Source organism: Methylobacterium thuringiense, assembly GCF_022179645.1.
GTDB classification, from domain to species: Bacteria; Pseudomonadota; Alphaproteobacteria; order Rhizobiales; family Beijerinckiaceae; genus Methylobacterium; species Methylobacterium thuringiense.
In genome coordinates this window covers 360,958-383,391 of record NZ_BPRA01000001.1, presented here as the reverse complement: position 1 = coordinate 383,391, position 22,434 = coordinate 360,958, and the positions used below count along the sequence as shown (strand labels likewise).

The window sequence follows — 22,434 nt, the reverse complement described above, 5'->3', positions numbered from 1 at the left end:
CGGCGACCAAGACCTGGACCGTTACCTCCGGCGAGAGCATCTAGCCCTCGCGGGACACGCGAACAGGTTTCGTCGGACCGCGGTTCGGCAATGGAAGGGCCGCCCTCACCGGGGCGGCCCTTCGTCGTTTTGAAGCCTTCGAGTCTAATTCGGTAGGAAACGGTTCTGTCAGCGGGTCTGGCCGCTGAACAGGGGCTGCATCAGCGCTTCGCAGCGAGCCTTCCAGAGGTCGCGCTCGCCGCGCAGATCTTCCATCTTGGCGATCTCGTCGCCGATATGGGCGCGCAATTCGCGGACTTCCTGGGCGAGGAGAAGCTGAAGTTCATCGCGCCGGTCGGCCTCGAGCCGGAGCTTGGCTTTCAGCATCATGTTTTCGGCGATGAGCTCGGCGACCTCGTCGTCCTGGGCCTCGGTCTTCTCATTCGGCACCACGAGACGGGGCGCCCAGCCCGAGGTCTTGCTCTCGAACGCCTGGGGGGCGACCGGCGGCGGAACCTCGGCCTCGGCTTGGCGGCCTTCGGGAGCGGTCGCACGCATGGCGGCCAGCCAGTCCCGCAAGGGACCGGATTGGGTCGACGGCCGGCTCACGGTGTCGTGGAAGGAAGCGTTACGAGCAGGTTCCGACATCGGCTGGATCCTCGATTTCCAGGCCATGTCATCCCAACATGCTTAAGGAACGGTAAAGGTCGAGACCGGCCCCACTGTTCCGGATCGGTACCTTGACTTGGCGGCGCTGCCGGCCTAACGCCGCCACCTATCCGACGCCATGTCGTCACTACGAGAAGCCGCCCGGCCCGAGAGGCCGGAGGTCAACGCCCGACAGCGCGTCTGCGCCCTCGGGCGAGCTTCGCGTTGGCGATACGGCGTCCCCGGCGATTTATCGAGGAGCATGCCGCCGCCCATGGCGCCTGCACAGGACACCAGCCTTCGCATCGAGGATGCGGTCAACGAGCATTGCCCCTGGTCGGGCGAGCCGATCGCGGCCGACTCGCTGACGCTCTACAACGGCGCCGTCGTCGGTTTCTGCAATCCCGATTGCCGTGACAAGTTCGCTCGCGCCGTGGCCGGCTTCGAGGATGCGCTTCAGGCGCGCCGCGCGGCCAATGCCGGCGTCTATCAGTAGGGCCTGAGATCAGCATGTTCGAAGGCCTGTCCGACCGCCTCTCCGGCATCCTCTCCGGGCTCACTCGCCGCGGTGCGCTGACGGAGGCCGACGTCACCGCCGCCATGCGCGAGGTGCGCCGCGCCCTGCTCGAAGCCGACGTCTCGCTGGAGGTGGTGCGCAGCTTCACCGAGGCGGTACGCGAGAAGGCGGTGGGCGCCGTCGTCGTGAAGTCGGTGACGCCCGGCCAGATGGTCGTGAAGATCGTCAACGACGAACTCGTGGCCATGCTCGGCACCGAGGCCGGCATCATCGACCTCAACGCCCCGGCTCCCGTCGCCATCCTGATGGTCGGCCTGCAGGGCTCGGGTAAGACCACCACGACGGCCAAGATCGCGCGACGTCTCTCCGGCCGCGAAAAGCGCCGCGTGCTGCTCGCCTCGCTCGACACCCGCCGACCAGCGGCGATGGAGCAGCTGGCCATCCTCGCCAAGCAGGTCGAGGTCGAGAGCCTGCCGATCGTTGCCGGCCAGTCGGCGGTGCAGATCGCGCGGCGCGCCATGGAGGCCGCTCGGCTGGGCGGCTTCGACGTCGTCATGCTCGACACCGCCGGCCGCACCACGGTCGACGACGCGCTGATGGCCGAGGCCGCCGAAGTCAAGGCGGTCACGAACCCGCACGAGGTGCTCCTCGTCGCCGACGCCCTCACCGGCCAAGATGCGGTGATCACTGCCCGCGCCTTCGATCAGCGTATCGGCATCACCGGCATCGTCCTGACCCGCATGGACGGCGACAGCCGCGGTGGCGCGGCGCTCTCGATGCGCGCCGTCACCGGCAAGCCGATCAAGCTCGTCGGTACCGGCGAGAAGGTCGACGCGCTCGAAGAGTTTCACCCGGCCCGCGTCGCCAATCGTATCCTCGGCATGGGCGACATCGTCTCCCTCGTCGAGAAGGCGGCCGAGACCATCGACCACGAGCAGGCGCTCCGCACCGCGGAGAAGATGCGCAAGGGCAAGTTCGACCTCGACGACCTGTCGATGCAGCTCGGACAGATGGAGAAGATGGGCGGCATCGGCGGCCTGATGGGCATGCTGCCCGGCATGGGCGCCATGAAGAAGCAGGTCGAGGGCGCCAACCTCGACGAGAACATGTTCAAGCGCCAGCGCGCCATCATCTCGTCGATGACCGCGCAGGAGCGTAAGAATCCCGACATCCTCAAGAACTCCCGCAAGAAGCGCATCGCCGCGGGGTCGGGCACCAAGGTAGAGGAGCTGAACAAGCTCCTGAAGATGCACCGGACCATGGCCGACATGATGAAGGCGATGGGCTCGGGCAAGCGCGGCATCGGCCAGGCTCTGGGATCGATGTTCGGCCTCGGCGGCGGTGGCATGCCGGGCGGGCTGCCGGGCGGCATGAAGATGCCCCCCGGCATGCCCGAGCCGACGCCGGAGCAGATCGAGCAGATGCAGAAGCAGTTCGGCGGCAAGCTTCCGCCGATGCCGCCGGGCCTCGGTGGCGGCGGCAAGATGCCTGGCCTGCCCGGACTCGGCGGTCCGAAACTTCCGGGCCTCGGCGGCTTCATGCCGGGCAAGAAGAAGTGAGCATCCTGTCTGCCCAGGGCGTCGACCCCGAACTCGTGCGCCTGCGCGACAGCATCGACAATTTCGATGCGGCGCTGATCCACCTGCTCGCCGAGCGCTTCCGCTGCACGCAGCGGGTCGGCGAACTGAAAGCTCGCAAGGGCATGCCGGCGTCCGATCCCGACCGGGAGTCGCGCCAAGTGACCCGGCTTAGAAAACTCGCGGTCGATGCCAAGCTCGACCCCGACTTCGCCGAAAAATTCCTGGCCTTCGTGGTCAAGGAAGTGATCCGGCACCACCACACGATCGCGCAGAACGCCGATCTGAAGACCGAAACCGAAAGGAACGACTGATGTCCCTCAAGATTCGCCTCACCCGCGGCGGCGCCAAGAAGCGCCCCTACTACCGCATCGTCGTCGCCGATGCCCGCGCGCCCCGCGACGGCCGCTTCATTGAGAAGGTCGGCGCCTACGACCCGATGAAGGCCAAGGACGATCCGGCCCGCATCGTTCTCGACAACGAGAAAATCGCGTCCTGGCTCGCCAAGGGCGCGCAGCCGACCGATCGCGTCCTGCGCTTCCTCGACGCCGCCGGCCTCGCCAAGCGTCCGGCCCGTAACAACCCGCAGAAGGCCGAGCCCGGCGAGAAGGCCAAGGAGCGCGCCACCAAGCGCGCCGAGAAGCTCGCCGCCCCGGCCGAAGACGCTGTGGCGTAACCTGCGCCGACCTACCCTCCCCCTATGCGGGGGAGGGTGACTGCGGAGCAGGCGAGAGAGGTGCAGCGCGACGTTGCCGGAAGGTGCGTCCTTGCAACCGCCTACTGCCTATCCGAAACCGTCGTTCCTCTCTCCCGACCCGCTACGCGGGCCACCCTCTCCTGTAGAGGGGAGAGGGTTTTGCACCCCACCACCGAGACCGACCCCCATGGCCCGTCGCCCCGGCTCACCATCGCGCGCCGCGAGCGAACAACGGGCAGTGCCCAAAGAGCTCGTGGCGTTGGGCGAGTTCGGCCGCGCGCAGGGCCTGCGCGGTGAGATCCGGCTGAAATCCTACACGAGCGATCCGCTCGCCATCGCCGGCTACGGCCCGCTGCTTGCGGCCGACGGGCGAACCTTCGTCCTCACCGACGCCAAGCCTGCCCCGGGCTCCTCCCCCGACCTCCTCGTCGTCCGCGTCCAGGGCGTGACAGACCGCACCGGAGCCGAGGCGCTGACGCGTGTCGTGCTCTACTGCTCGCGGGACAAGCTCGGGACGCCGGAGGACGAGGACGAAATCTTCGCCGCCGATCTCGTCGGCCTCGACGCGGTCGATGCCGCAGGCACGGTGATCGGCACCGTCCTTGGCGTGCCGAATTACGGCGGCGGCGATCTCCTGGAGATCCGCCCGGCGCTCGGCGGCGCCACTGCGCTCCTGCCTTTCACCAAGGCCTTCGTGCCGACCCTCGACATACCCAACCGGCGCATCGTCATCGATCCGCCGGAAGACCTGTTTGCGCTGCCAGGCCCGAAGCCCGCCGACGAGCCGGAGTGATCCGGAAGCCTGTTAAGGCGTCTTAACCTCCATGCTGGCCCGCGCCGCGCGCAACGCGTCCGGTCCGAGCGCCAGGGGTCCGTCGAAGGGCCGTTCGTGCAGGGCGACCAGCCCGAGCGTCGAGATCATCGCCGCTGCGAAGAGCAGCAGCACTGTCGCCTGCGCCCGCGGTTTCTCCAGGTGGATGAGTGCAAGGGCGACGAGTGTCAGCCCGGCGAGCACCAGCAGCGTGAGCCACTTGGTCTCGTCGTCCTTGGCCTCCGCCAGCGACAGCCGATCGCCGCGCGCCGAACGCAGGTTCATCACGGCGTCGAGCAGGGTCGATTGGGCGGCTGGTCCAGCCTCTGGGCCGACCCGCGGATCAGCCACGGCCTGAAGCAGGCGAGCCAGGGCCAAGCCCACACGCTGGGACGAGCCGCCACGCTCGGCCATCGCGGCCCATTCCTCCCCGATCACCGCGTCGAGATACTCGGCCAGCGAGGCGCGAATGCCGCTCATATCGGAGGCCGTCGCGATACTGAGGTCGTAGACGGCGCGCGCGTTCGCCCGCTCGGACTGCACCACGCGCGAGGCCTGCCGCTGCCGCTCCCAGGCATCGTTCGCGACGAAGCCCGTCAGCAGGGCGAGCATGACGGAGATCGCGCTGAAATACGGCGCCACGATCCCCGTGCCGCACGACTGCATCAGCGGTCGCGACCGCCGCCAGACCGTCAGCAGCCACAGCACGGCGCACAGGCCGAGGATCGGCACGGCAAGAAGGGTGAACATCAGCCAGACCGGCTGGTCGAGCCACAGACTGAGGATCATGGGAGCGTCCCGAGCACGAAGCCGGGCACGCTATCCGCGAAAAGCTCGCAAGCCGTGAACGGCGATCAGTGCTTCTTGCGAGCCCGCGTCGTCTCGTCCTTGCACGGCGTGATCGTCGCCGGGTCGGGCCGCGCCTCGGGGGCCGGTGCCTGGAAGATCGCGAGATAGCCGACGCCGCCCTTGAGCGTCTTCAGGCTCACCTCCTTGTAGCCGGCGGCGGCAAGTTCGCAGCGTAGCAGTTTTGGCGGCGTGCCGTGCTTCGAGGGGATGTCGTTTGCGTCGACGATGCCGACCCGACCGCCCGGCTTCATCGCGGCGGCGAGGTTGTGGAGCAGGCCGTAGGGCTGCGCGATCTCATGGTACATGTGCACCATGATCGCCGCATCGAGCGAGGCCGGCGGCAGGCGCGGGTCGTGCGCCTCACCGTGCACCACCGTGATGTTGCTCTGGCCGCTCGCCTGCACCCTCTTCTCGAGTTCGGCAAGGTAGTCCGGGGTGATGTCCTCCGCGAGTATCCGGCCCGTCGCACCGACGCGTTTCGCCAGCGGAAACACGTAGTAGCCGTTGCCGGCACCGACATCGGCGACGGTCTGGCCCTCGCGAATGTTCATCAGCGCCGCCACCTGCCCGACCTCGTCGGCCTTGTTGCGCTCCTTCTCCAGCGCCCATTGCGCCGAGACGATCTCGGCCACCGGGCGATCGGGCTTGGGGAACTTGTCCGCTGGCACACCGGGCGGCGCCATCGGCTGGATGTCCTGCGCGACGACGGCGCCCGTGGCGAGTGCAGCTGTCAGGGCGACGATGGCGAACGGGCGAAACATCATTGGTCGAACATAACGCAAAGGAGATGCAGATGGCGGGCTCGCGCGCATTTGACGCCCGCCCGCACGACGCGTCATGGGAGGCGATGACCACCGACACCGTGCCCTGGCGCGCCACGATCCTCACGCTCTATCCAGAGATGTTTCCCGGCCCCCTCGGGATCTCGCTCTCGGGCGACGCGCTCGGGCGCGGCACCTGGGCGCTCGAAACCCGCCAGATCCGCGAACACGGGATCGGCCGCCACCGCAGCGTCGACGACACCCCCGCCGGCGGGGGCGCCGGCATGGTGCTTCGCTGCGACGTCCTCGCCGCCGCGATCGACGCGGCCGCACCCGCCGACGATCCCCGCCCGCGCATCCTGATGTCGCCGCGCGGAAAACCGCTGACGCAGGCGCGGGTGCGTGCGCTCAGCGCCGGGCCGGGCGCGGTGATCGTCTGCGGCCGCTTCGAGGGCGTGGACGAGCGGGTGATCGCGGGACGCGGGCTCGAGGAGGTCTCGATCGGCGACTACGTGCTCTCGGGCGGCGAGATCGCGGCCCTGGTGCTGATCGATGCCTGCGTGCGCCTGCTGCCCGGCGTCATGGGCAAGCTAGCATCCGGCGACGAGGAGAGTTTCGAAGCGGGCCATCTCGAGTATCCGCACTATACGCGACCGCGTGAGTGGGAGGGGCGCGCCATTCCGGATGTGTTGAGCGGCGGAAACCATGGCGCCATCGCGAAATGGCGTGAGGCTGAGAGCGTGCGGCTGACGCGCGAGCGGCGGCCGGATCTGCTGGTGAGCTGCAAGATTTAAGCGTCGGCGCTGCCCACTCCGCCATGCTTCGCATGGTCCCCCTCGCGCACGGGGCGAGAAATACGCTCGGCGCCAACTCCTCCCCCAACGGGGGAGGTGGCCGCGAAGCGGACGGAGGGGGCGCGCGATGCCGAAGCCACGGCAAGCGAATGTCCAAAACCACACCTTGCATTCGCCCAAAACCTCCGCCATCCCCGTCGGCGGGACACCTCCCCCCAACGGGAGGCGCCCATCTGTAAGGATGGACTGACATGACAGACCGGCCCAACACGCGCCCGCGCGTGCCTAACTTCTCGTCCGGACCCACGGCCAAGCGCCCCGGCTGGACCCTCGATGCGCTCTCCGGTGCCGCCCTTGGGCGCTCTCACCGGTCGGCGCCCGGCAAGGCCAAGCTTCGCGAAGCCATCGACCTGACGCGCACGGTGCTGCGCGTGCCAGACGATTACCGCATCGGCATCGTGCCCGCCTCCGATACCGGCGCCGTCGAGATGGCGATGTGGTCGATGTTGGGCGAGCGCCGCGTCGAGGTGATGGCCTGGGATTCCTTCGGGGCCGAGTGGGTCACCGATGCGCTCAAGCAGCTCAGGATCGACCCGATCGTGCGGACCACCGAGCACGGCGTGCTGCCGGCGCTCGACGCGATCGACACCAAGAACAACGACGTCGTCTTCACCTGGAACGGCACCACCGCCGGCGTGCGCATCCCGCACGACGACTGGATCGCCGACGACCGCGACGGCGTCACCATCTGCGACGCCACCTCGGCGGCCTTCGCGATGCCGCTCCCGTGGCACAAGCTCGATGTCGTCACATATTCCTGGCAGAAGGTGATGGGCGGCGAGGCGGCGCACGGCATGCTGATCCTCTCCCCCCGCTCGGTCGCGCGGATCGAGAGCCACAAGCCGGCCTGGCCGCTCCCCAAGATCTTCCGGATGACCAAAGGCGGCAAGCTGATCGAGGGCATCTTCCAGGGCGACACGATCAACACGCCCTCCATGCTCGCGGTCGAGGATTATCTCGACACGCTGAAATGGGGCCAGTCGATCGGCGGCCTCGACGCTCTCCATGCGCGGGCCGACGCAAACGCCAAGGTCGTCCACGATTGGGTGTCGCGCACGCCCTGGATCGGCCACCTCGCCGTCGACCCGTCGACCTATACGAATACGGGTGTCTGCCTCGTGATCGCCGACCCCGACGTGCTCGCCCTCGGCGACGCGGTGGTGGCGCAAGTCGCCAAGGGCATGGTCGAGCGGCTCGACAGGGAGGGCGTCGCCTACGACCTCGGCGCCTACCGCGACGCCCCCCCCGGCCTGCGCATCTGGTGCGGCGCGACCGTCGAGGCCTCGGATCTCGAGGCGCTGACGCCGTGGCTCGACTGGGCGTTCTTCGAAGAGAAGAAGGCGCTGGCTGCCGCTGCGGCGTAGCTCGACGCGCTCAACCCTCTCCCCTCCGCGGGAGAGGGGGAACGCCCTCTCAGGAAACGACGCTCCCCCTCTCCCGACCCTCGCTGACGCGATGGCCACCCTCTCCCGCAGAGGGGAGAGGGTTTGTGCGCGGATGCGTATCGCTCCTTCCCTTTCGAGCCGGAGGCCACCATGCCCGCTCCCAAAATTCTCATCTCCGACGCCCTGTCCGAAGCCGCCGTCCAGATCTTCCGGGATCGGGGCATCGAGGTCGATTTCCAGCCGAACCTCGGCAAGGACAAGGAGGCGCTGGCCGCCATCATCGCGAATTACGACGGCCTCGCCATCCGCTCGAACACCAAGGCGACGGCGAAGCTCCTGGCCGAGGCCGCAAGGCTCAAGGTGATTGGCCGTGCCGGCATCGGCGTCGACAACGTCGACGTGCCGGCGGCCACCGCCAAGGGCATCATCGTGATGAACACCCCCTTCGGTAACTCGATCACGACGGCGGAGCACGCCATCGCGATGATGTTCGCGCTGGCCCGCCAGATCCCGCAGGCCGACGCCTCCACCCAGGCCGGCAAGTGGGAGAAGAACCGCTTCATGGGCGTCGAACTGACCGGCAAGACGCTCGGCGTCGTCGGCTGCGGCAACATCGGCGCGAACGTCGCCGACCGGGCGATCGGCCTGAAGCTGAAGGTGATCGCCTACGATCCGTTCCTGTCGCCGGAGCGCGCCGTGGCGCTCGGGGTCGAGAAGGTCGAGCTCGACCAGTTGCTGGCCCGCGCCGACATCATCACGCTGCACGTGCCGATGACGGACAAGACCCGCAACATCCTGTCGGAGGAGAACCTCGCCAAGACCAAGCGCGGCGTGCGCATCGTCAACTGCGCCCGCGGCGGACTGGTGGACGAGCAGGCTCTGCGCGCGGCACTCGATTCCGGCCACGTGGCGGGCGCGGCCTTCGATGTGTTCGTGACGGAGCCTGCGACCGAGAACGCCCTGTTCGGCCATCCGAACGTGATCTGCACGCCGCATCTCGGCGCCTCGACCGCGGAGGCGCAGGAGAACGTCGCCCTGCAGGTCGCCGAGCAGATGTCCGATTATCTGCTGTCGGGCGCGATCTCCAACGCGGTCAACTTCCCGTCGATCTCGGCCGAAGAGGCGCCGCGCCTCAAGCCCTTCGTCAATCTGGCGGAAAAACTCGGCTCGTTCCTCGGCCAGCTCACCGAGGCGCCGATCAAGGGTATCCGCATCACCTACGAGGGCGCGGTCGCAGGCATGAACACGCGCGCCCTGACCTCGGCCGCGGTGACCGGCGTGCTGCGCCCCTTCCTCGCCGACGTGAACATGGTCTCGGCGCCGGCGATCGCGAAGGAGCGCGGCATCGTCGTCGACGAGATCAAGCGCGAGGGCGGCGTCAGCGAGTTCGACTCGGTAATCCGCATCACGGTGGATGCCGAGGACATGCCGCGCGACGCCGCCGGCACGGTCTTCCACGACGGCAAGCCGCGCGTCATCGAGATCCGCGGCATCGAGATCGAGGCGGCGCTGACACCGCACATGCTCTACGTGCGCAACCACGACCGTCCGGGCTTCATCGGCAGTTTCGGCAGCGTGCTCGGCGAGGCTGGGGTCAACATCGGCACGTTCAACCTCGGCCGCGAATCCGAGGGCGGCAACGCCATCGCCTTCGTCGCCGTGGATGCACCGGTGCCGCCGGAGGTCTTGGCGAAGATACAGGACATCCCGCAGGTGAAGCGGGTGCGGCCGGTCAGTTTCTGAGTGACGCAGGCGCTTGTGCCGGGCCCGGTGAGAGACGCCGTGTCCGGTATCGCATGACGATGGAGTCCCCATACGCCCCCCTTTCGGCGGCGCTGAAATTTGCTAGCGTTCTCTTGCTCACGGGTGACCACGTGCCGAAGAGTCGGGATTGGAGGCGTGATCCCAACCGCGCCGGCTACTCAGTCGCCCTCCCTTGTGGCGCCCGTGGGTACTTTCCTGTGGTGTAGCGCCGCGCGCGCTATTGGGGCACATGCCCGCGATCGACGAAATGCGTCTACACGCTCGCCTAACCTGCACGTGGGACGACGAAGCCTGCGTCTGGTTCGTGAACCAATCCAACATACCAGGGCTCGCGGCCGAGGCCACGACCCTTCAGGCACTTCGTTTGAAGCTGCCGGGAATGATCCGAGATCTGTTGGATATTGATCCACTGGATCACGAAGTCGGTTTGATCTCGTACAATAAAAACTGTGAGCGGATAGTCCCGCGCGCAGCAGTTTCACCGCCCGCGTCTATCCCAATCGGTGAAGTATATCACTCACGTCTTCGCGAGTGCGGCGAAGCAACCCAGGGCCAAATCTCGAGACGTCGGGAGATTGCCCTCTGGCTGCTTCGCGGGGCTTGAAATGACGACGAGTTAGACCGTCACCCGTCATGCGAACATATCGAGCTTGCCGTAATGCTCGGCGAGCAAATAGTAAAACGTCAGGCGCGACTTGGTGCGGTCGGCCTTCATCTTCTTGCAGGTCGCCTCGATCGACGCATCGAGGTCGTCGCCCGAAAGCCCGAGCTTCTTCTCCAGAAAGTTCTTGCGGACGGTCTCGCGCTCGGCCTTGTCGGAGCAGGCGACGTATTTCGTGTCGGGCTTCGACAGGACGAGCCGGTAGGTCTTCGTCAGGCCGGCGACGGCCTTCTCGTTGACCGGCGCCTTGGCGTATTTCTTCACGTCCTCGAGATGGTCCGACATCGCGAAACTCTCCTCCGGCCGTGCGCGGCCACCAGCAGAATGCCGCAATTTGCGGTGATGCGGCAGGGGTAGGTGCGCCCGTCCACAATCAAGCGTTCGGACGAGCCGCACGATAACGTGAAACGTCAGGCCGGCCGCCGCTTTTCGTCCCGGTTCGACAGTCCAAGGTTCAGCGAGTCATGAAGATCGACGGCCGGCACTACCGCACCATCTTTCCCGATGCCGGCGGCACTTCCGTTCAGGTCATCGACCAGACCCGCCTGCCTTTCGCCTTCGAACTGCAGCGCCTCGCGACGATGGAGGATGCTGCGCGGGCGATCCGTACCATGGTTGTGCGCGGAGCGCCGCTGATCGGCGTCACTGCCGCCTACGGCTTGGCGCTCGCGATGCGCGAGGATTCCTCATCCGAGGGCATCGAGCAGGCGGTCGCGACGCTTGCCGCCACGCGCCCCACGGCGATCAACCTGCGCTGGGCTCTCGACCGGGCAGCCTCCGTCCTGCGCGGCGTGCCGGACAATGAGCGCGCGGCCCTGGCCTTCGAGGAGGCCGCGCGGATCGCCGACGAGGACGTGGCGAGTTGCCGGTCGATCGGCGAGCACGGCGCGCGCATCCTCTCCGACATCGCAGTCGCCAAGGGCGGCCGCATCGACGTCCTGACCCATTGCAACGCCGGCTGGCTCGCCACGGTGGATTGGGGCACGGCTCTGGCGCCGATCTACGTGGCGCACGATGCCGGCGTACCGGTCCACGTCTGGGTGGACGAGACCAGGCCGCGCAACCAGGGCGCGGCACTCACCGCCTTCGAGCTGAACGCCCACGGCGTGCCGCACACCGTGATCGCCGACAATGCCGGCGGTCACCTGATGCAGCATGGACAGGTCGACCTCTGCATCGTCGGTTCGGACCGCACGACGGCGAGCGGAGACGTCTGCAACAAGATCGGCACCTACCTGAAGGCGCTGGCCGCGCACGACACACGCGTGCCGTTCTACGCCGCCCTGCCCTTCTCGACGATCGACTGGACGTTGAACGACGGCGTCGCCGAAATCCCGATCGAGGAGCGCGATGCCCGCGAGGTCACGCATCTCACCGGCCTCACCGAGGATGGCGGATTCGCGACCGTGCAGGTGGTCTCCCCCGGCAGCCCTGTCGCCAACCCCGCCTTCGACGTCACCCCGGCCCGGCTCGTGACCGGCATCATCACCGAGCGTGGCGTGGCGCAGGCAAGCCCGGAGGGCTTGCTAGGGCTGTATCCGGAGCGTCGCAAGCCTGCGTAGCCTGCCGGCGGATCGCGTAGGTCTCCATTGCCGTTCCGCCGTCGGGTCGCCGGAACCGGCCCTGGCGGCGGCGAAACGACATCTCCGTCGTTTCAGCGAAAGCTTGCTGCCGGTTGTCTCCCAACCGAGGCACGCCGCACCCTTTCGATATCGACCTGACGTTCCAAGAACTGCACGGCTTCGCAGGTCTCAAACCGGCACGCTCGGAAGAATCTGCCGGCCTCCGGCAATCCCGTCCGGGCATGGTGACGAAGTGGTTTGAAATAAATCAATTATTGCAATGACTTGTTGGTAACTCGACCTGGCTCGGCCCTTGCTGCTCACTCGGTGAAGGAGTGCTTGACGCATGTCGCTGACGTTGAAGGATGTGGTGGAGAGCCGGGTGCAGCAGCGCGCATCGGGCGTGCAGCGCGACCTCGCCGAGACGCGCGATCCCGCGCAGACCCGGCGCGAACGCTTCTCGCTCGAAGAGTCCGACCGGCGCGCTGCCCGCGACAGTCAGATCCGCTCCTCCTCCGCAGGAATGAAAACGGCGGCGACGGACATGTCGAAGGCCGATGGGTCGAAGACGAGCGAAAGGCCGGCGCAGGCCGATCGCTCGGCAGCCGCGGGAGCGGATCGCGCGACGCGCGCCGAGACATCGACCAAGCCGGCGTCTCCCGGCCCGGCTGCACTCACTCCACCGGCCAAGCCGCAGGTCGATACGACGGCATCCGCACAATCGGAGGCCGAGGCGACCAAAAGCGCACCTGCAGAGCTGGACTCTTCGACTGGTGATGCCGAGAGCAAAACTGCGGCTACCGCCGAGACGGCCGTGACGTCGCCGATGATGGCGATCTTCGTAGCGCCACTCGCCGAGGCTCCACCGCCGTTGCCGACGGCCTCCAAAGCCACCGCCTTCGATCCGGACGAAGAGTCCGGGATCGAAGCGGCAGACGGTGCGGCCAAAGGTGCGGGATCCCTCGGTCCCGGCACCGGCAAGACCGTCGGCCCGGCGGTCGCGGTAAAACCCGAGTTCGAAGCGGCGCTAGCCGAGATCGCAGCCGGCGCACCCGGCGGCGACACGATGCCGTCGATCGCCGCGTCGGGCACGGATCCGGCGGCTGCGACTGCGCCCTCCTCCTCGCCCGACGTGAAGGCCGCGTCCGCGTCCAATGTGGCCGCTCATCTTCAGGCTTCGCCTTCGTCCGCGCCGATTCCGCTCGGCGCGGTGCCGATGACCATCGGGCTTCGGGCGCTCGGGGCATCCAGCCGCTTCGAGATCCGGCTCGACCCGAAGGAACTCGGTCGGGTCGACGTCTCGATCGACATCGACAAGGACCAGGGCACCGTCGGCGTACGCCTCGTCGTCGATCGGCCGGAAACTCTCGCTCTGCTCCAGCGCGACGCGTCCACCCTTCAGCAGGCCCTGTCCCAAACCGGATTCGATGCGAGCGCCGGTGTCAGCCTGTCGCTTCGTGGCGACGAGGCCGGGACCGGGCGCAACGGCCGTGAAACCGGCGACGACGCCCAGTCCCGCGGCGGCGCCCAGGCAGACCGACCCGGCCTTCAGGGCGGACCCGACCACATCCCGATCGACCTCGTGCCGCTCCGCGCCCTGCGCGGGATCGGCCGTGTCGATATCCGCATCTGAGGAGACACGATCATGGCATCGGGCATTTCAAATATCGCCGGCGCGGCCTCTTCGACGGCGAGCACGAGCTCAAAGGCGATCGCCGGCAACTTCCAGCAGTTCCTGACGCTGCTGACGACGCAGCTCAAGAATCAGAACCCGCTCGACCCGATGGACACCAACCAGTTCACGCAGCAACTGGTGCAGTTCGCAGGCGTCGAGCAGCAATTGAAGACGAACGACAGGCTCGACTCGATCCTGACCAATTCCAAGGCCTCGGCCTCGGCCACCGCGTCGAGCTTCATCGGCAAGACGGTCACGGCGGACGGAACCAAGACCACGCTTTCTGACGGCAAGGCGAGCTGGACGCTCACGCCGGCGCGCGCTGCGACGAAGGCCTTGATCACGATCAGCGATTCGGACGGCAACGTGGTCGCCACCAAATCGACGACGCTCGCGGCGGGCAGCCAGAGCTTCGCCTGGGACGGGCGCGGCTCGTCGGGCCTGACGCAGAAGGACGGCACCTATGCCATCAAGGTCGATGCCCTCGATGCGACGGGCTCCACCGTCGCGGTCGACACCTCAGTGACCGGTACGGTGACCAGCGTCGATCTCAGCGGCAGCGAGCCGGTCCTGGCCGTCGGTACTGCCAAGCTGTTGCTGTCGACCGTGAAAAACCTCGCGGCGGCGGGCGCTTAGCGTGTTGTCCACATGGTCCGGTCAAAAACGAATCAATTCTGAACGGTCCGCTTCAACATATTTTAAGCGGACGCAAGTAGGTTTGATCTCGACAGGTCAGTCGAGTGTAGAGCGTAGCATGACCGAGACACCCCGCCCGAGAGTTAAGTATGTCATCGGGCCCGACGGCTCTCCGCTGACCATCGCGGACCTGCCACCGGTATCGACCCGCCGATGGGTCATTCGCCGAAAGGCGGAGGTCGTGGCCGCCGTTCGCGGCGGGCTGTTGAGCCTCGAAGAGGCCTGCCAGCGTTACACGCTGACCACCGAAGAATTCCTGAGCTGGCAGTTCTCCATCGACCAGCACGGCCTTGCCGGCCTGCGCACCACGCGCATCCAGCATTATCGCCATTGAGGTCTCGGCTGCGGGCGCCGTTCTCGGTGCCACGGGCGACGAAGCGAGCCGCGTCCGCATCAGCTGGCGCGGTTCTTTTCGTTCCAGGGGGCGAATGAAGCTTTCTTAACCAGCCGCTAACCACGCACCCGGCAAATCTTGCCGGGCGGGGCGTTCGGCGCCGCGATCTGTCTCGCAGGCGTCCAGCGCGTGAAGTCGGTCCTCGAACTGGTGACGAAGCTCGGGCCGGCGCGGCTCGCCGCCATGGCCGCGGTGACGCTCACCCTCGTCGGCTTCTTCGCCTTCGTGATCCTGCGGATGTCGCGCCCCGACATGGGCGTGCTCTTCGCCGACCTGTCGATGCAGGATTCGGGCGCCGTGATCCGTGACCTCGATGCGCGCGGCATCACCTACGAGACCAAGGGCGATGCCGGCCAGACCATCATGGCGCCGCGCGCCGACCTCGCCCGTCTGCGCATGGACCTCGCCGGCAAGGGCCTGCCGGTGCAGGGCGGCGTCGGCTACGAGATCTTCGACAAGGGCGACGCGTTCTCCTCGACCAGCTTCGTCCAGAACGTGAACCACCTCAGGGCGCTCGAAGGCGAACTCGCCCGTTCGATCCGCGCCATCGGCCGCGTCCAGGCTGCCCGCGTCCACCTCGTCCTGCCCGAGCGCCGCCTGTTCGAGCGCGACCGCGACGCGCCGAGCGCCGCCATCGTGCTGAAACTCGTCGGCGACCTCGATACGTCGCAGGTGCGCGCCATCCGCCACCTCGCGGCCTCGGCCGTCGAGGGCCTGAAGCCCGAGCGCGTGTCGATCGTCGACGAGCGCGGCCGGCTGCTCGCCGACGGCGCCCGCGGCGCGGAGGCCGAGGGTGCGGTCGGCTACGAGGAGAAGCAGACCGGCATCGAGCGCCGCCTGCGTTCGCAGATCGAGGAGATCGTCGCCGGCATCGTCGGCCAGGGCCGTGCCCGCGTGCAGGTGTCCGCCGATCTCGACGTCAACCGGATCGAGAGCCGTTCGGAGACCTACGACCCTGAGAGCCGCGTCGTGCGCTCCAGCCAGACCCGCAGCGAGAATTCGCTCAGCGGCGGCGCCGAGGGGCAGGTCAGCGTCGGCAACGAGTTGCCGGGCGCCAACCAGCCTGCCGCGCAGCCGAACCAGAAGGACACGGCGCAGAAGAACGAGGAGACTACGAATTACGAGATCTCCCGCGTCACCAAGACCGAGGTGATCGAGGGCGGCCGCGTGAAACGACTCTCCGTGGCGGTCCTCGTCGATGGCGTCTACATGCCCGGCACCGACGGCAAGGCGACCTACCAACCGCGCCCGGCCGCAGAGATCGAGCGGATCTCTGCGCTGGTGCGCACCGCGATCGGTTTCGACAAGACCCGCGGCGATCAGGTCGAGGTGGTCAACCTGCGGTTTGCCGAGGCGCCCCCGGCACCGGATTTCGTCGAGCCGAGCTTGGTGCAGTCGCTGCTCAGCCCGTCCAAGGAAGACGTGATGCGCTGGGTCGAGCTTGCCGTGCTGTCGGCCCTGACCCTGCTCGTGCTGATGGCGGTTGTGCGTCCGCTTCTGAAGCGCGTCCTCGAATCGGAGGCCCCGACGGTGATGCTGGCTGGTCCGGCCGGTATGGCGCTCGCCGGTGGCGAAGTCCCCGTCGCGGCGATCGCCGACCAGGGACAGGCCGCCAAATTTCTCGAACACGCCAAGCTGAACGGAAAGATCCAGGCCGAGACCGTCGAGCGCGTGGTCGACATGGTTCGCGCCAACCCCAACGAGACCGCCGAGGTCCTGCGCAACTGGATCCACGACAACTGAGATGCGTGCTTTTCCGTCCAGCCTTGAAAGGAACCGGCGATGGCTGCCGGCATAGATTTCGGCGCGCTTGCCAATGCCGGGTCGGGCGGCGGCTTCGAGCAACTCACCGGTGCGCAGCGCGCCGCGACGCTCCTGCTGCTTCTCGGCGAGCAGGAAGGCGCCGCGATCTGGCGCCTGCTCGACGAGGAGGAGGTCAAGAAGGTCTCGCACGCCATGGTGCAGCTCGGCTCGCTCGAGGCCGAGACCATCGAGCGGCTGATCGTGGATTTCGTGTCCCGCCTTCCGTCCGGCGGCGGTATCACCTCGAACTACGAGCGTACCGAATCGCTCCTGCTCAAGATCTTCCCGCCCGAGCAGGTCTCCTCGATCATGGCGGAGATCAAGGGTGCCTCGGCCAAGCGGGTCTGGGGCAGCCTGACCCAGATCGACCCGGACATCCTCGCCGCCTTCCTGCGCAACGAGTACCCGCAGACCGTTGCCGTCGTGCTCTCGAAGGTCCGCCCGGACTATGCGGCCCGCGTCCTCACGATCCTGCCGGAGGAATTCGCCATCGACGTGCTCAACCGGATGCTGCGCATGGAGACGGTGCAAAAGGAGGCGTTGCGCCACATCGAAGAAACGCTGCGCGTCGAGTTCGTCTCGACCATCGCGCAGAGCACCCGCCGCGACGCGCACGAGCTCATGGCCGACGTCTTCAACGCCTTCGACCGGCAGACCGAGACGCGATTCCTGGCGGCGCTCGACCAGGGCAATCGCGGTTCGGCCAAGCGCATCCGCGAACTGATGTTCACCTTCGAGGACCTGCTCAAGCTCGACGCCGGCTCCGTGCAGACGCTGATGCGCACGGTCGACAACGACACCCTCTGCCGGGCCCTCAAGGGCGCCGAGGAGCGCGTGCGCGGCTTCTTCCTCGCCCAGATGTCGACCCGCGCCGCCAAGAACCTGGGTGACGAGATGAGTTCGATGGGGCCGATCCGGCTGAAAGAGGTCGACGAGGCCCAGGCCAAGATGACCGAGCTCGCCAAGGACCTCGCCGAGAAGGGTGAGATCATGATCGCCAAGAATGGCGGCGAAGAGGAGCTGGTCTATTGAACGCCAAGTCGTCGACCAAGCCGTTCCTGTTCGACACGGATTTCCGCCGCCCCAACGCGCAGGGTGCCGCCAAGGAGGCGGCCGCCGTCGCCGATGCCGAGGCGCGCGCCTATGCCCGCGGCCTGGAAGAGGGACGCGTCCGCGCCGAAGCGCAGGCCCAGGCTCGGCTCTCCGACGCGCTGAACAGGCTCGGTCTCGCTGCCGCCGGCCTCATCAACCAGTCCGACGCCCGCGATGCCGAGCGTGAGGACCAGGCGCTCACCTTCGCCACGGCGCTGGCGCGCAAGCTCGCGGGCGATGCCCTTGCCGCTAGCCCTTTGGCTGCGGTCGAGGAAGCGGCACGCGCCGCTCTCCAACATGTGCGCGGCGTGCCGCATCTCGTCGTTCGCGTGAACGAGGCGATCGTCGACGAGGCCGAGGCGCTGGTGAAGCGGCTTGCGCGCGAGCGCGGCTTCGAGGGCCGCCTCGTTGTCCTCGGCGAACCGGACATGCCCGAGGGCGACGCCCGCATCGAATGGGCCGATGGCGGCATCGTTCGCGAGCGCGCAAGGGTCGAAGCGGCGGCGCTCGACGCCGCCGGCATTCTCTCATCACGACACGGCTGAGGCAGCGCGATCATGGCAAGCGACAATTTCCATCTGCCGCAGCTCGGCGACCTGGACCCATCTTTCGACGGTGTGGGTCCGGAATCGGTGCTCGATGCGCCGACGACCCCGAAGACCGCCTCCGACCTCGAACAGGTCTTCGACGTACCCGTGGTCGTCTCCGCCGTGCTCGGCTCCTCGCGCATGCCGATCGGCGACCTGCTGCGCCTCGATGCCGGAGCCGTGCTCGAACTCGACCGCAAGGTCGGCGAGGCGATCGACATCTTCGTGAACAACCGTCTCGTCGCTCGTGGCGAAGTCGTGCTCGTCGAGGACCGCCTCGGCGTCACCATGACCGAAATCATCAAGAACGATCACTGAAACGACGCCCGCCTCGCAGGGCCCTCGTCAACTGGGAGATTGAGCCATGCGGCTCCTCATCGTCGGACGGCTCACGGGCGAGCTCGTCACCGCCTCCAAGATCGCCATGAACCGCGGTGCCGCCGTCACCCACGCGGACGGCATCGACCAGGGCCTCGCGACGCTGCGCGCCCGGGGCGCCGACCTCGTGATGGTCGAAGTCAGCCTCGACATCCGCCGGTTCGTGACCGCGCTCGCCGACGAGCGCATCCGGACGCCGGTGGTGGCCTGCGGCATCGCCTCCGACGCCAAGGCGGCGGTCGCGGCGATCCAGGCGGGTGCCAAGGAGTACATCCCGCTGCCGCCCGACCCCGAGATGATCGCCGCGGTTCTGGAAGCGGTCGCCGCCGACGGCCGCAGCTTCGTCTGGCGCGATCCCGCCATGGAGCGCGTGGTCAAGCTCGCCGAGCAGGTCTCCCGCTCCGACGCCTCCGTGCTGATCACCGGCGAGAGCGGCACCGGCAAGGAGGTCCTGGCGCGCCACGTCCACGCCCGCTCGAACCGGGCGAACAAGCCCTTCGTCTCGGTGAACTGCGCCGCGATTCCCGAGGCGCTGCTCGAATCCGAACTGTTCGGCCACGAGAAGGGCGCCTTCACGGGGGCGGTCGCCCGCCGGATCGGCCGTTTCGAAGAGGCCAACGGCGGCACGCTGCTTCTCGACGAGATCTCCGAGATGGACGTGCGCCTGCAGTCGAAGCTCCTGCGCGCGCTGCAGGAACGCGTGATCGACCGGGTCGGCGGCTCAGCGCCCGTGAAGGTCGACATCCGGGTGCTCGCCACCTCGAACCGTCACCTTGCCGAAGAGGTCAAGAAGGGCACCTTTCGCGAGGACCTGTACTACCGATTGAACGTCGTGCACCTGCGCATCCCGGCGCTGCGCGAGCGGCCGGCCGACATCCTCGAACTCGCCGGATTCTTCGCCAAGAAATATGCCGAGGCCAACGGCCTGGCGGTGCGCCCGCTCTCTCGCGACGCACTTGCACTGATTACGAAAAGCCCTTGGCGCGGCAACGTGCGCGAGCTGGAAAACACCCTTCACCGCGCCGTGCTGCTCGCCTCCGGGGCCGAGATCGGCCACGATGCGGTCCTGACGCCCGAGGGCGATTCCATCGGCGGTGCAGCCGGGCCGGCCGAGCGCGCCGCGCAGGTCGCCGAAGCAGCGACCCGTGGCCTTGTCGGCCGCACGGTGGCCGACGTCGAGCGCGACCTGATCCTCGACACCCTCGACCATTGTCTCGGGAATCGGACGCACGCAGCCAAGATTCTCGGCATTTCGATCCGGACACTGCGGAACAAGCTCAACGAATACGTTCAGTCCGGGATCGGCGTCGCGGAGCCGGGCAGCGTGCGGGCCGTGGCTGCCTACGGGTAGGCCGCTCGTTCAACGGCGCTTTCCGGCGCGAGCCTCGGCCTCGGCATCCTGCAGGGCGGCGGCTTCCCGCATCTTCTTCATGGTGAGGAAGCGGACGACGTCGGACTCGATGTCCCGGATCGTCTCCTCGACGAGGTGCAATTGTAGGCTGCGTTGCGGATGCCCGGGCTCGAGGTTCTCGCGCTCCTGCAGCCTCAGCACGGCCTGGCGCACGACGCTGTAGACCGACTCGCGCTCCTCCCGGCCCATCGACGGGTTGACGGCGCGCGCGACGAGGTCTGTGAAATCCGACATGGGTTTTACGGCAAGGACGCAGGGCGAACGGTTCGAGGCCCGAACCCGCTTCTAGTGCACCGGCCGGCCTCTCCGAAAGGCCGTGCCCGTCATTCCGGCGGGTACGGGGCGGGTGCCCCTGGCAGGGGTCTTGGTCAGATCCGCTGGTCCTTGACGCCGCTGAGCAGAAGCGACCCGGCGCTGCATAGCGCGAAGCAGCAGAAGAAGGTCACCATCAGCGTGTAGCCGCGCTCCGGATAGATCGACGAGGCCGGCAGCGAAGGCGGCACGAAGACCGCCAGATAGACCTGCTGCTTGTTGGCCGAGATCCGGGCCTTGTCCAGCATCAGGTGGAGCGACTCGTTGAGCTTTTCCGCGATCAGCTGCTCGATTTTCAGACCCTCGAATTCGAGCAGCGCCTGCGTGATGTTGTTCGGCGTGCCGGCCGCAAGCCCCTCGTTGGTGAGCTGGTCCTTCAGCCGCTTGATCTGGCCGTCGATCGCCGCGACCGTGGCCACAAGGGTCTGGACGCCGCGGGATTTCTCGTCGAGGCGCGAGTCGCGCAGAACCTGCAGGTCGTTCTCGGCCTTGAGCTTGTCCTTGTTCAGCATCCCGATGGTCTGAAGCGTTGATTCCGCGGTCTTGAGCGGATCGATGATGCCCCAGGTGTTGCGGAAGCTCTGGAGTGCGAGGCGCGATTTCTTCAGCCGCTCCTCTGCGGCGCGCGCATCCGTCTCCGCATGGGCGATGAGATCGGCGCGCGCACGCCGCGAGATCTCGTTCACCAGTTTCTCCGACCGGGCGATCACCAGCTCGGCGATCGCCACCGAATCCTCCGGCTTGAAGGTCCGCACGCTCAGGGTGATGACGCCCGAGACCGCCTCGATGTGGGCGTTGACGTGCTTGGTCCAGTATTTGGCGAATTCCTCGATCGGTTGTCCGTCGCGGTAGCGTGCCCAGAAATCCGCGTCCGATCCCGAGAACATCTTGGAGACCTGCAGCACGGACTGCGCGGCCTCCGCCATGGTGCGGCTGTGCACGAAATCGCGGACGATGAAGCTGTCCTGGCTGTTGTGCTTCTGGATGAGGCTGGCGAACTCGCCACCGCCCGAGGTCTCGCCCATGGGCTCGACGTCGCCGCGCACGGCGAATTTCGCCTGGGCGACGTATTGGTCCGAAGCGAACACGAACAGGTAGAGCGCCATGATCGCGGTCGGCAGGACGATGAAATAGGCAAACCGCTTCGCCAGCACCACCTGGAGCCGCTCGGCTGGTTTCGGCGCGCGCTGCCGCAGACCCGGCAGTTGCCGCCAGTTCACGCGCTCGCGGGCGCGGCGCAGCAATGCCAGGGCACCGCCTTCCTTGAGCGGTTCGAGGGTCTCGATGTTCCGGCGCAGTTCGGGCACGGAGCGGCGCGCCAGATCCATCAGGCCCTGCAGACCCTCGCTCGGTCGGACCTTGACCTCGCGCTCTTTGACCTCGTCGGCGTTCATAGAATTGGGTCCCTGCGGATCCACCGGCGGGCGCGAGCGGCGGCGACCCGTCGCAGGCCGCGACGCATCGCGGTGCTTTTGTCGGAAAGCCGTGGCCACATCTCTCTCAAGTCTCGTCTTTTTCGGCCCTTTTTGTGGCGCACGCGTCGCTGCTGCATTCCCGGCAGGATTGCGTGCGACTCGTGCTTTCGCGATAGGGCGCGGGAGTCTCCGCTACCGGAACCGCACGCCTTCCGAAGGATCGACGCTTGGGCAAGGACCACCAGGGAACCGCTGCCGCCGGTCTGGGCGCGACGCCGCGGGCTGCAAAGGCCGATTTCGACGACCTCGTCGTGGTCTGCTCGAAATGCGCCAAGCGTCAGGGACTGCCCAAGCGCGCGTTCGGGCGTTCGCTCAAGCGTGCGTTCAAGCGAGAGACGCAGGGGCGCAGGATGCGCGTCGTCGAGACCGGATGCCTCGGCCCCTGCCCGAAACGGCTGATCGCCGTGGCGACGCATGATTCGATCAGCCGCAGCCGCGTCCTGCTGCTCGATCCGGCCCTCCCCCCGGCAACGGTCCGGGGCCTTCTTCCGGAGACTGGCCGCACCGGACCGGAATCGAAAGACATCCCGTCGTGAGTACTGGTCC

Annotated in this window: 25 protein-coding genes; 19 read left to right on the top strand and 6 right to left on the bottom strand. The window is 67.4% G+C overall.

Annotated features, from left to right (window positions below; genetic code table 11):
* Positions 1-168 precede the first annotated feature (168 nt).
* Entirely contained in the window at positions 169-627 is a 459-nt protein-coding gene (locus tag MFF07_RS01665) for a hypothetical protein (protein ID WP_147814298.1), read from the bottom strand.
* Positions 628-901: 274 nt separating this feature from the next.
* On the opposite strand from MFF07_RS01665, the gene MFF07_RS01660 reads away from it, so the two are divergent.
* The 5 genes from MFF07_RS01660 to rimM all read left to right on the top strand — a co-directional run bounded on the left by MFF07_RS01660 (position 902) and on the right by rimM (position 4,211).
* Positions 902-1,123, top strand: coding sequence for a glutathione S-transferase (locus tag MFF07_RS01660; protein ID WP_147814300.1), 222 nt, complete (start codon positions 902-904; stop codon positions 1,121-1,123).
* 14 nt (positions 1,124-1,137) lie between these two features.
* Positions 1,138-2,703, top strand: coding sequence for a signal recognition particle protein (gene ffh, locus MFF07_RS01655; RefSeq protein ID WP_147814302.1), 1,566 nt, complete (start codon positions 1,138-1,140; stop codon positions 2,701-2,703).
* Positions 2,700-3,035 carry a chorismate mutase gene (locus MFF07_RS01650; RefSeq protein ID WP_147814304.1) on the top strand — a complete coding sequence of 112 codons (336 nt, stop codon included), beginning with the start codon at positions 2,700-2,702 and terminating at the stop codon, positions 3,033-3,035. The genes ffh and MFF07_RS01650 overlap by 4 nt, the downstream gene beginning before the upstream one ends.
* The gene (gene rpsP / locus MFF07_RS01645; RefSeq protein WP_238230462.1) at positions 3,035-3,397 is read left to right on the top strand and encodes a 30S ribosomal protein S16; all 363 of its coding nucleotides are present in this window, start codon (positions 3,035-3,037) and stop codon (positions 3,395-3,397) included. The genes MFF07_RS01650 and rpsP overlap by 1 nt, the downstream gene beginning before the upstream one ends.
* Before the next feature lie 208 nt (positions 3,398-3,605).
* Positions 3,606-4,211 carry a ribosome maturation factor RimM gene (rimM, locus tag MFF07_RS01640; protein WP_373322217.1) on the top strand — a complete coding sequence of 202 codons (606 nt, stop codon included), beginning with the start codon at positions 3,606-3,608 and terminating at the stop codon, positions 4,209-4,211.
* Positions 4,212-4,223: 12 nt separating this feature from the next.
* On the opposite strand, the gene MFF07_RS01635 is transcribed toward rimM, so the two are convergent.
* Entirely contained in the window at positions 4,224-5,018 is a 795-nt protein-coding gene (locus MFF07_RS01635; RefSeq protein WP_147814310.1) for a bestrophin-like domain, read from the bottom strand.
* 65 nt (positions 5,019-5,083) lie between these two features.
* The gene (locus MFF07_RS01630) at positions 5,084-5,839 is read right to left on the bottom strand and encodes a class I SAM-dependent methyltransferase (RefSeq protein ID WP_147814465.1); all 756 of its coding nucleotides are present in this window, start codon (positions 5,837-5,839) and stop codon (positions 5,084-5,086) included.
* A gap of 86 nt (positions 5,840-5,925) precedes the next feature.
* On the opposite strand from MFF07_RS01630, the gene trmD reads away from it, so the two are divergent.
* From trmD to MFF07_RS01610, 4 genes are all read left to right on the top strand, one after another.
* Complete coding sequence (gene trmD / locus MFF07_RS01625; RefSeq protein WP_147814467.1) at positions 5,926-6,633, top strand: tRNA (guanosine(37)-N1)-methyltransferase TrmD; 708 nt, start codon at positions 5,926-5,928, stop codon at positions 6,631-6,633.
* Positions 6,634-6,884: 251 nt separating this feature from the next.
* Positions 6,885-8,057 carry a phosphoserine transaminase gene (locus tag MFF07_RS01620; protein ID WP_147814312.1) on the top strand — a complete coding sequence of 391 codons (1,173 nt, stop codon included), beginning with the start codon at positions 6,885-6,887 and terminating at the stop codon, positions 8,055-8,057.
* A gap of 171 nt (positions 8,058-8,228) precedes the next feature.
* Positions 8,229-9,821: a phosphoglycerate dehydrogenase gene (serA, locus tag MFF07_RS01615; RefSeq protein WP_147814314.1), complete on the top strand. Its 1,593-nt coding sequence runs from the start codon at positions 8,229-8,231 to the stop codon at positions 9,819-9,821.
* 250 nt (positions 9,822-10,071) lie between these two features.
* Positions 10,072-10,446 carry a DUF1902 domain-containing protein gene (locus MFF07_RS01610; RefSeq protein WP_306424616.1) on the top strand — a complete coding sequence of 125 codons (375 nt, stop codon included), beginning with the start codon at positions 10,072-10,074 and terminating at the stop codon, positions 10,444-10,446.
* 27 nt (positions 10,447-10,473) lie between these two features.
* On the opposite strand, the gene MFF07_RS01605 is transcribed toward MFF07_RS01610, so the two are convergent.
* Positions 10,474-10,788, bottom strand: a complete 315-nt coding sequence (locus MFF07_RS01605; protein WP_147814316.1) for a DUF2853 family protein — start codon at positions 10,786-10,788, stop codon at positions 10,474-10,476.
* A 179-nt stretch (positions 10,789-10,967) separates the two neighbouring features.
* On the opposite strand from MFF07_RS01605, the gene mtnA reads away from it, so the two are divergent.
* The 9 genes from mtnA (at position 10,968) to flbD (ending at position 20,041) form a co-directional block, all read left to right on the top strand.
* On the top strand, positions 10,968-12,065 hold the full coding sequence (gene mtnA / locus MFF07_RS01600; protein WP_147814318.1) for an S-methyl-5-thioribose-1-phosphate isomerase: 1,098 nt from the start codon (positions 10,968-10,970) through the stop codon (positions 12,063-12,065).
* 346 nt (positions 12,066-12,411) lie between these two features.
* The gene (locus MFF07_RS01595) at positions 12,412-13,698 is read left to right on the top strand and encodes a flagellar hook-length control protein FliK (protein ID WP_147814320.1); all 1,287 of its coding nucleotides are present in this window, start codon (positions 12,412-12,414) and stop codon (positions 13,696-13,698) included.
* Positions 13,699-13,710: 12 nt separating this feature from the next.
* Positions 13,711-14,376, top strand: coding sequence for a flagellar hook assembly protein FlgD (locus MFF07_RS01590; RefSeq protein ID WP_147814322.1), 666 nt, complete (start codon positions 13,711-13,713; stop codon positions 14,374-14,376).
* 118 nt (positions 14,377-14,494) lie between these two features.
* Positions 14,495-14,770 carry a CtrA inhibitor SciP gene (gene sciP / locus MFF07_RS01585; protein WP_147045024.1) on the top strand — a complete coding sequence of 92 codons (276 nt, stop codon included), beginning with the start codon at positions 14,495-14,497 and terminating at the stop codon, positions 14,768-14,770.
* A 189-nt stretch (positions 14,771-14,959) separates the two neighbouring features.
* Positions 14,960-16,573 (top strand): flagellar basal-body MS-ring/collar protein FliF, encoded by a 1,614-nt coding sequence (gene fliF, locus MFF07_RS01580; RefSeq protein WP_147814324.1) that lies wholly within the window; start codon positions 14,960-14,962, stop codon positions 16,571-16,573.
* 39 nt (positions 16,574-16,612) lie between these two features.
* A complete protein-coding gene (gene fliG, locus MFF07_RS01575; RefSeq protein WP_147814327.1) occupies positions 16,613-17,665 on the top strand; it encodes a flagellar motor switch protein FliG in 1,053 nt (350 codons plus the stop codon).
* Positions 17,662-18,270: a FliH/SctL family protein gene (locus MFF07_RS01570; protein ID WP_147814329.1), complete on the top strand. Its 609-nt coding sequence runs from the start codon at positions 17,662-17,664 to the stop codon at positions 18,268-18,270. The genes fliG and MFF07_RS01570 overlap by 4 nt, the downstream gene beginning before the upstream one ends.
* A 12-nt stretch (positions 18,271-18,282) precedes the next feature.
* The gene (fliN, locus tag MFF07_RS01565; RefSeq protein ID WP_147814330.1) at positions 18,283-18,630 is read left to right on the top strand and encodes a flagellar motor switch protein FliN; all 348 of its coding nucleotides are present in this window, start codon (positions 18,283-18,285) and stop codon (positions 18,628-18,630) included.
* Positions 18,631-18,676: 46 nt separating this feature from the next.
* Positions 18,677-20,041 carry a sigma-54-dependent transcriptional regulator FlbD gene (gene flbD / locus MFF07_RS01560; RefSeq protein ID WP_147814332.1) on the top strand — a complete coding sequence of 455 codons (1,365 nt, stop codon included), beginning with the start codon at positions 18,677-18,679 and terminating at the stop codon, positions 20,039-20,041.
* Positions 20,042-20,050: 9 nt separating this feature from the next.
* Here flbD and MFF07_RS01555 read toward each other — a convergent pair whose 3' ends face one another.
* A complete protein-coding gene (locus MFF07_RS01555; protein WP_147814334.1) occupies positions 20,051-20,335 on the bottom strand; it encodes a hypothetical protein in 285 nt (94 codons plus the stop codon).
* Positions 20,336-20,469: 134 nt separating this feature from the next.
* Complete coding sequence (locus MFF07_RS01550) at positions 20,470-21,807, bottom strand: KpsE/RkpR family capsule polysaccharide export protein (RefSeq protein ID WP_147814336.1); 1,338 nt, start codon at positions 21,805-21,807, stop codon at positions 20,470-20,472.
* Positions 21,808-22,055: 248 nt separating this feature from the next.
* On the opposite strand from MFF07_RS01550, the gene MFF07_RS01545 reads away from it, so the two are divergent.
* Positions 22,056-22,424 (top strand): (2Fe-2S) ferredoxin domain-containing protein, encoded by a 369-nt coding sequence (locus MFF07_RS01545; RefSeq protein WP_187272415.1) that lies wholly within the window; start codon positions 22,056-22,058, stop codon positions 22,422-22,424.
* The last annotated feature ends 10 nt before the right edge of the window (positions 22,425-22,434 follow it).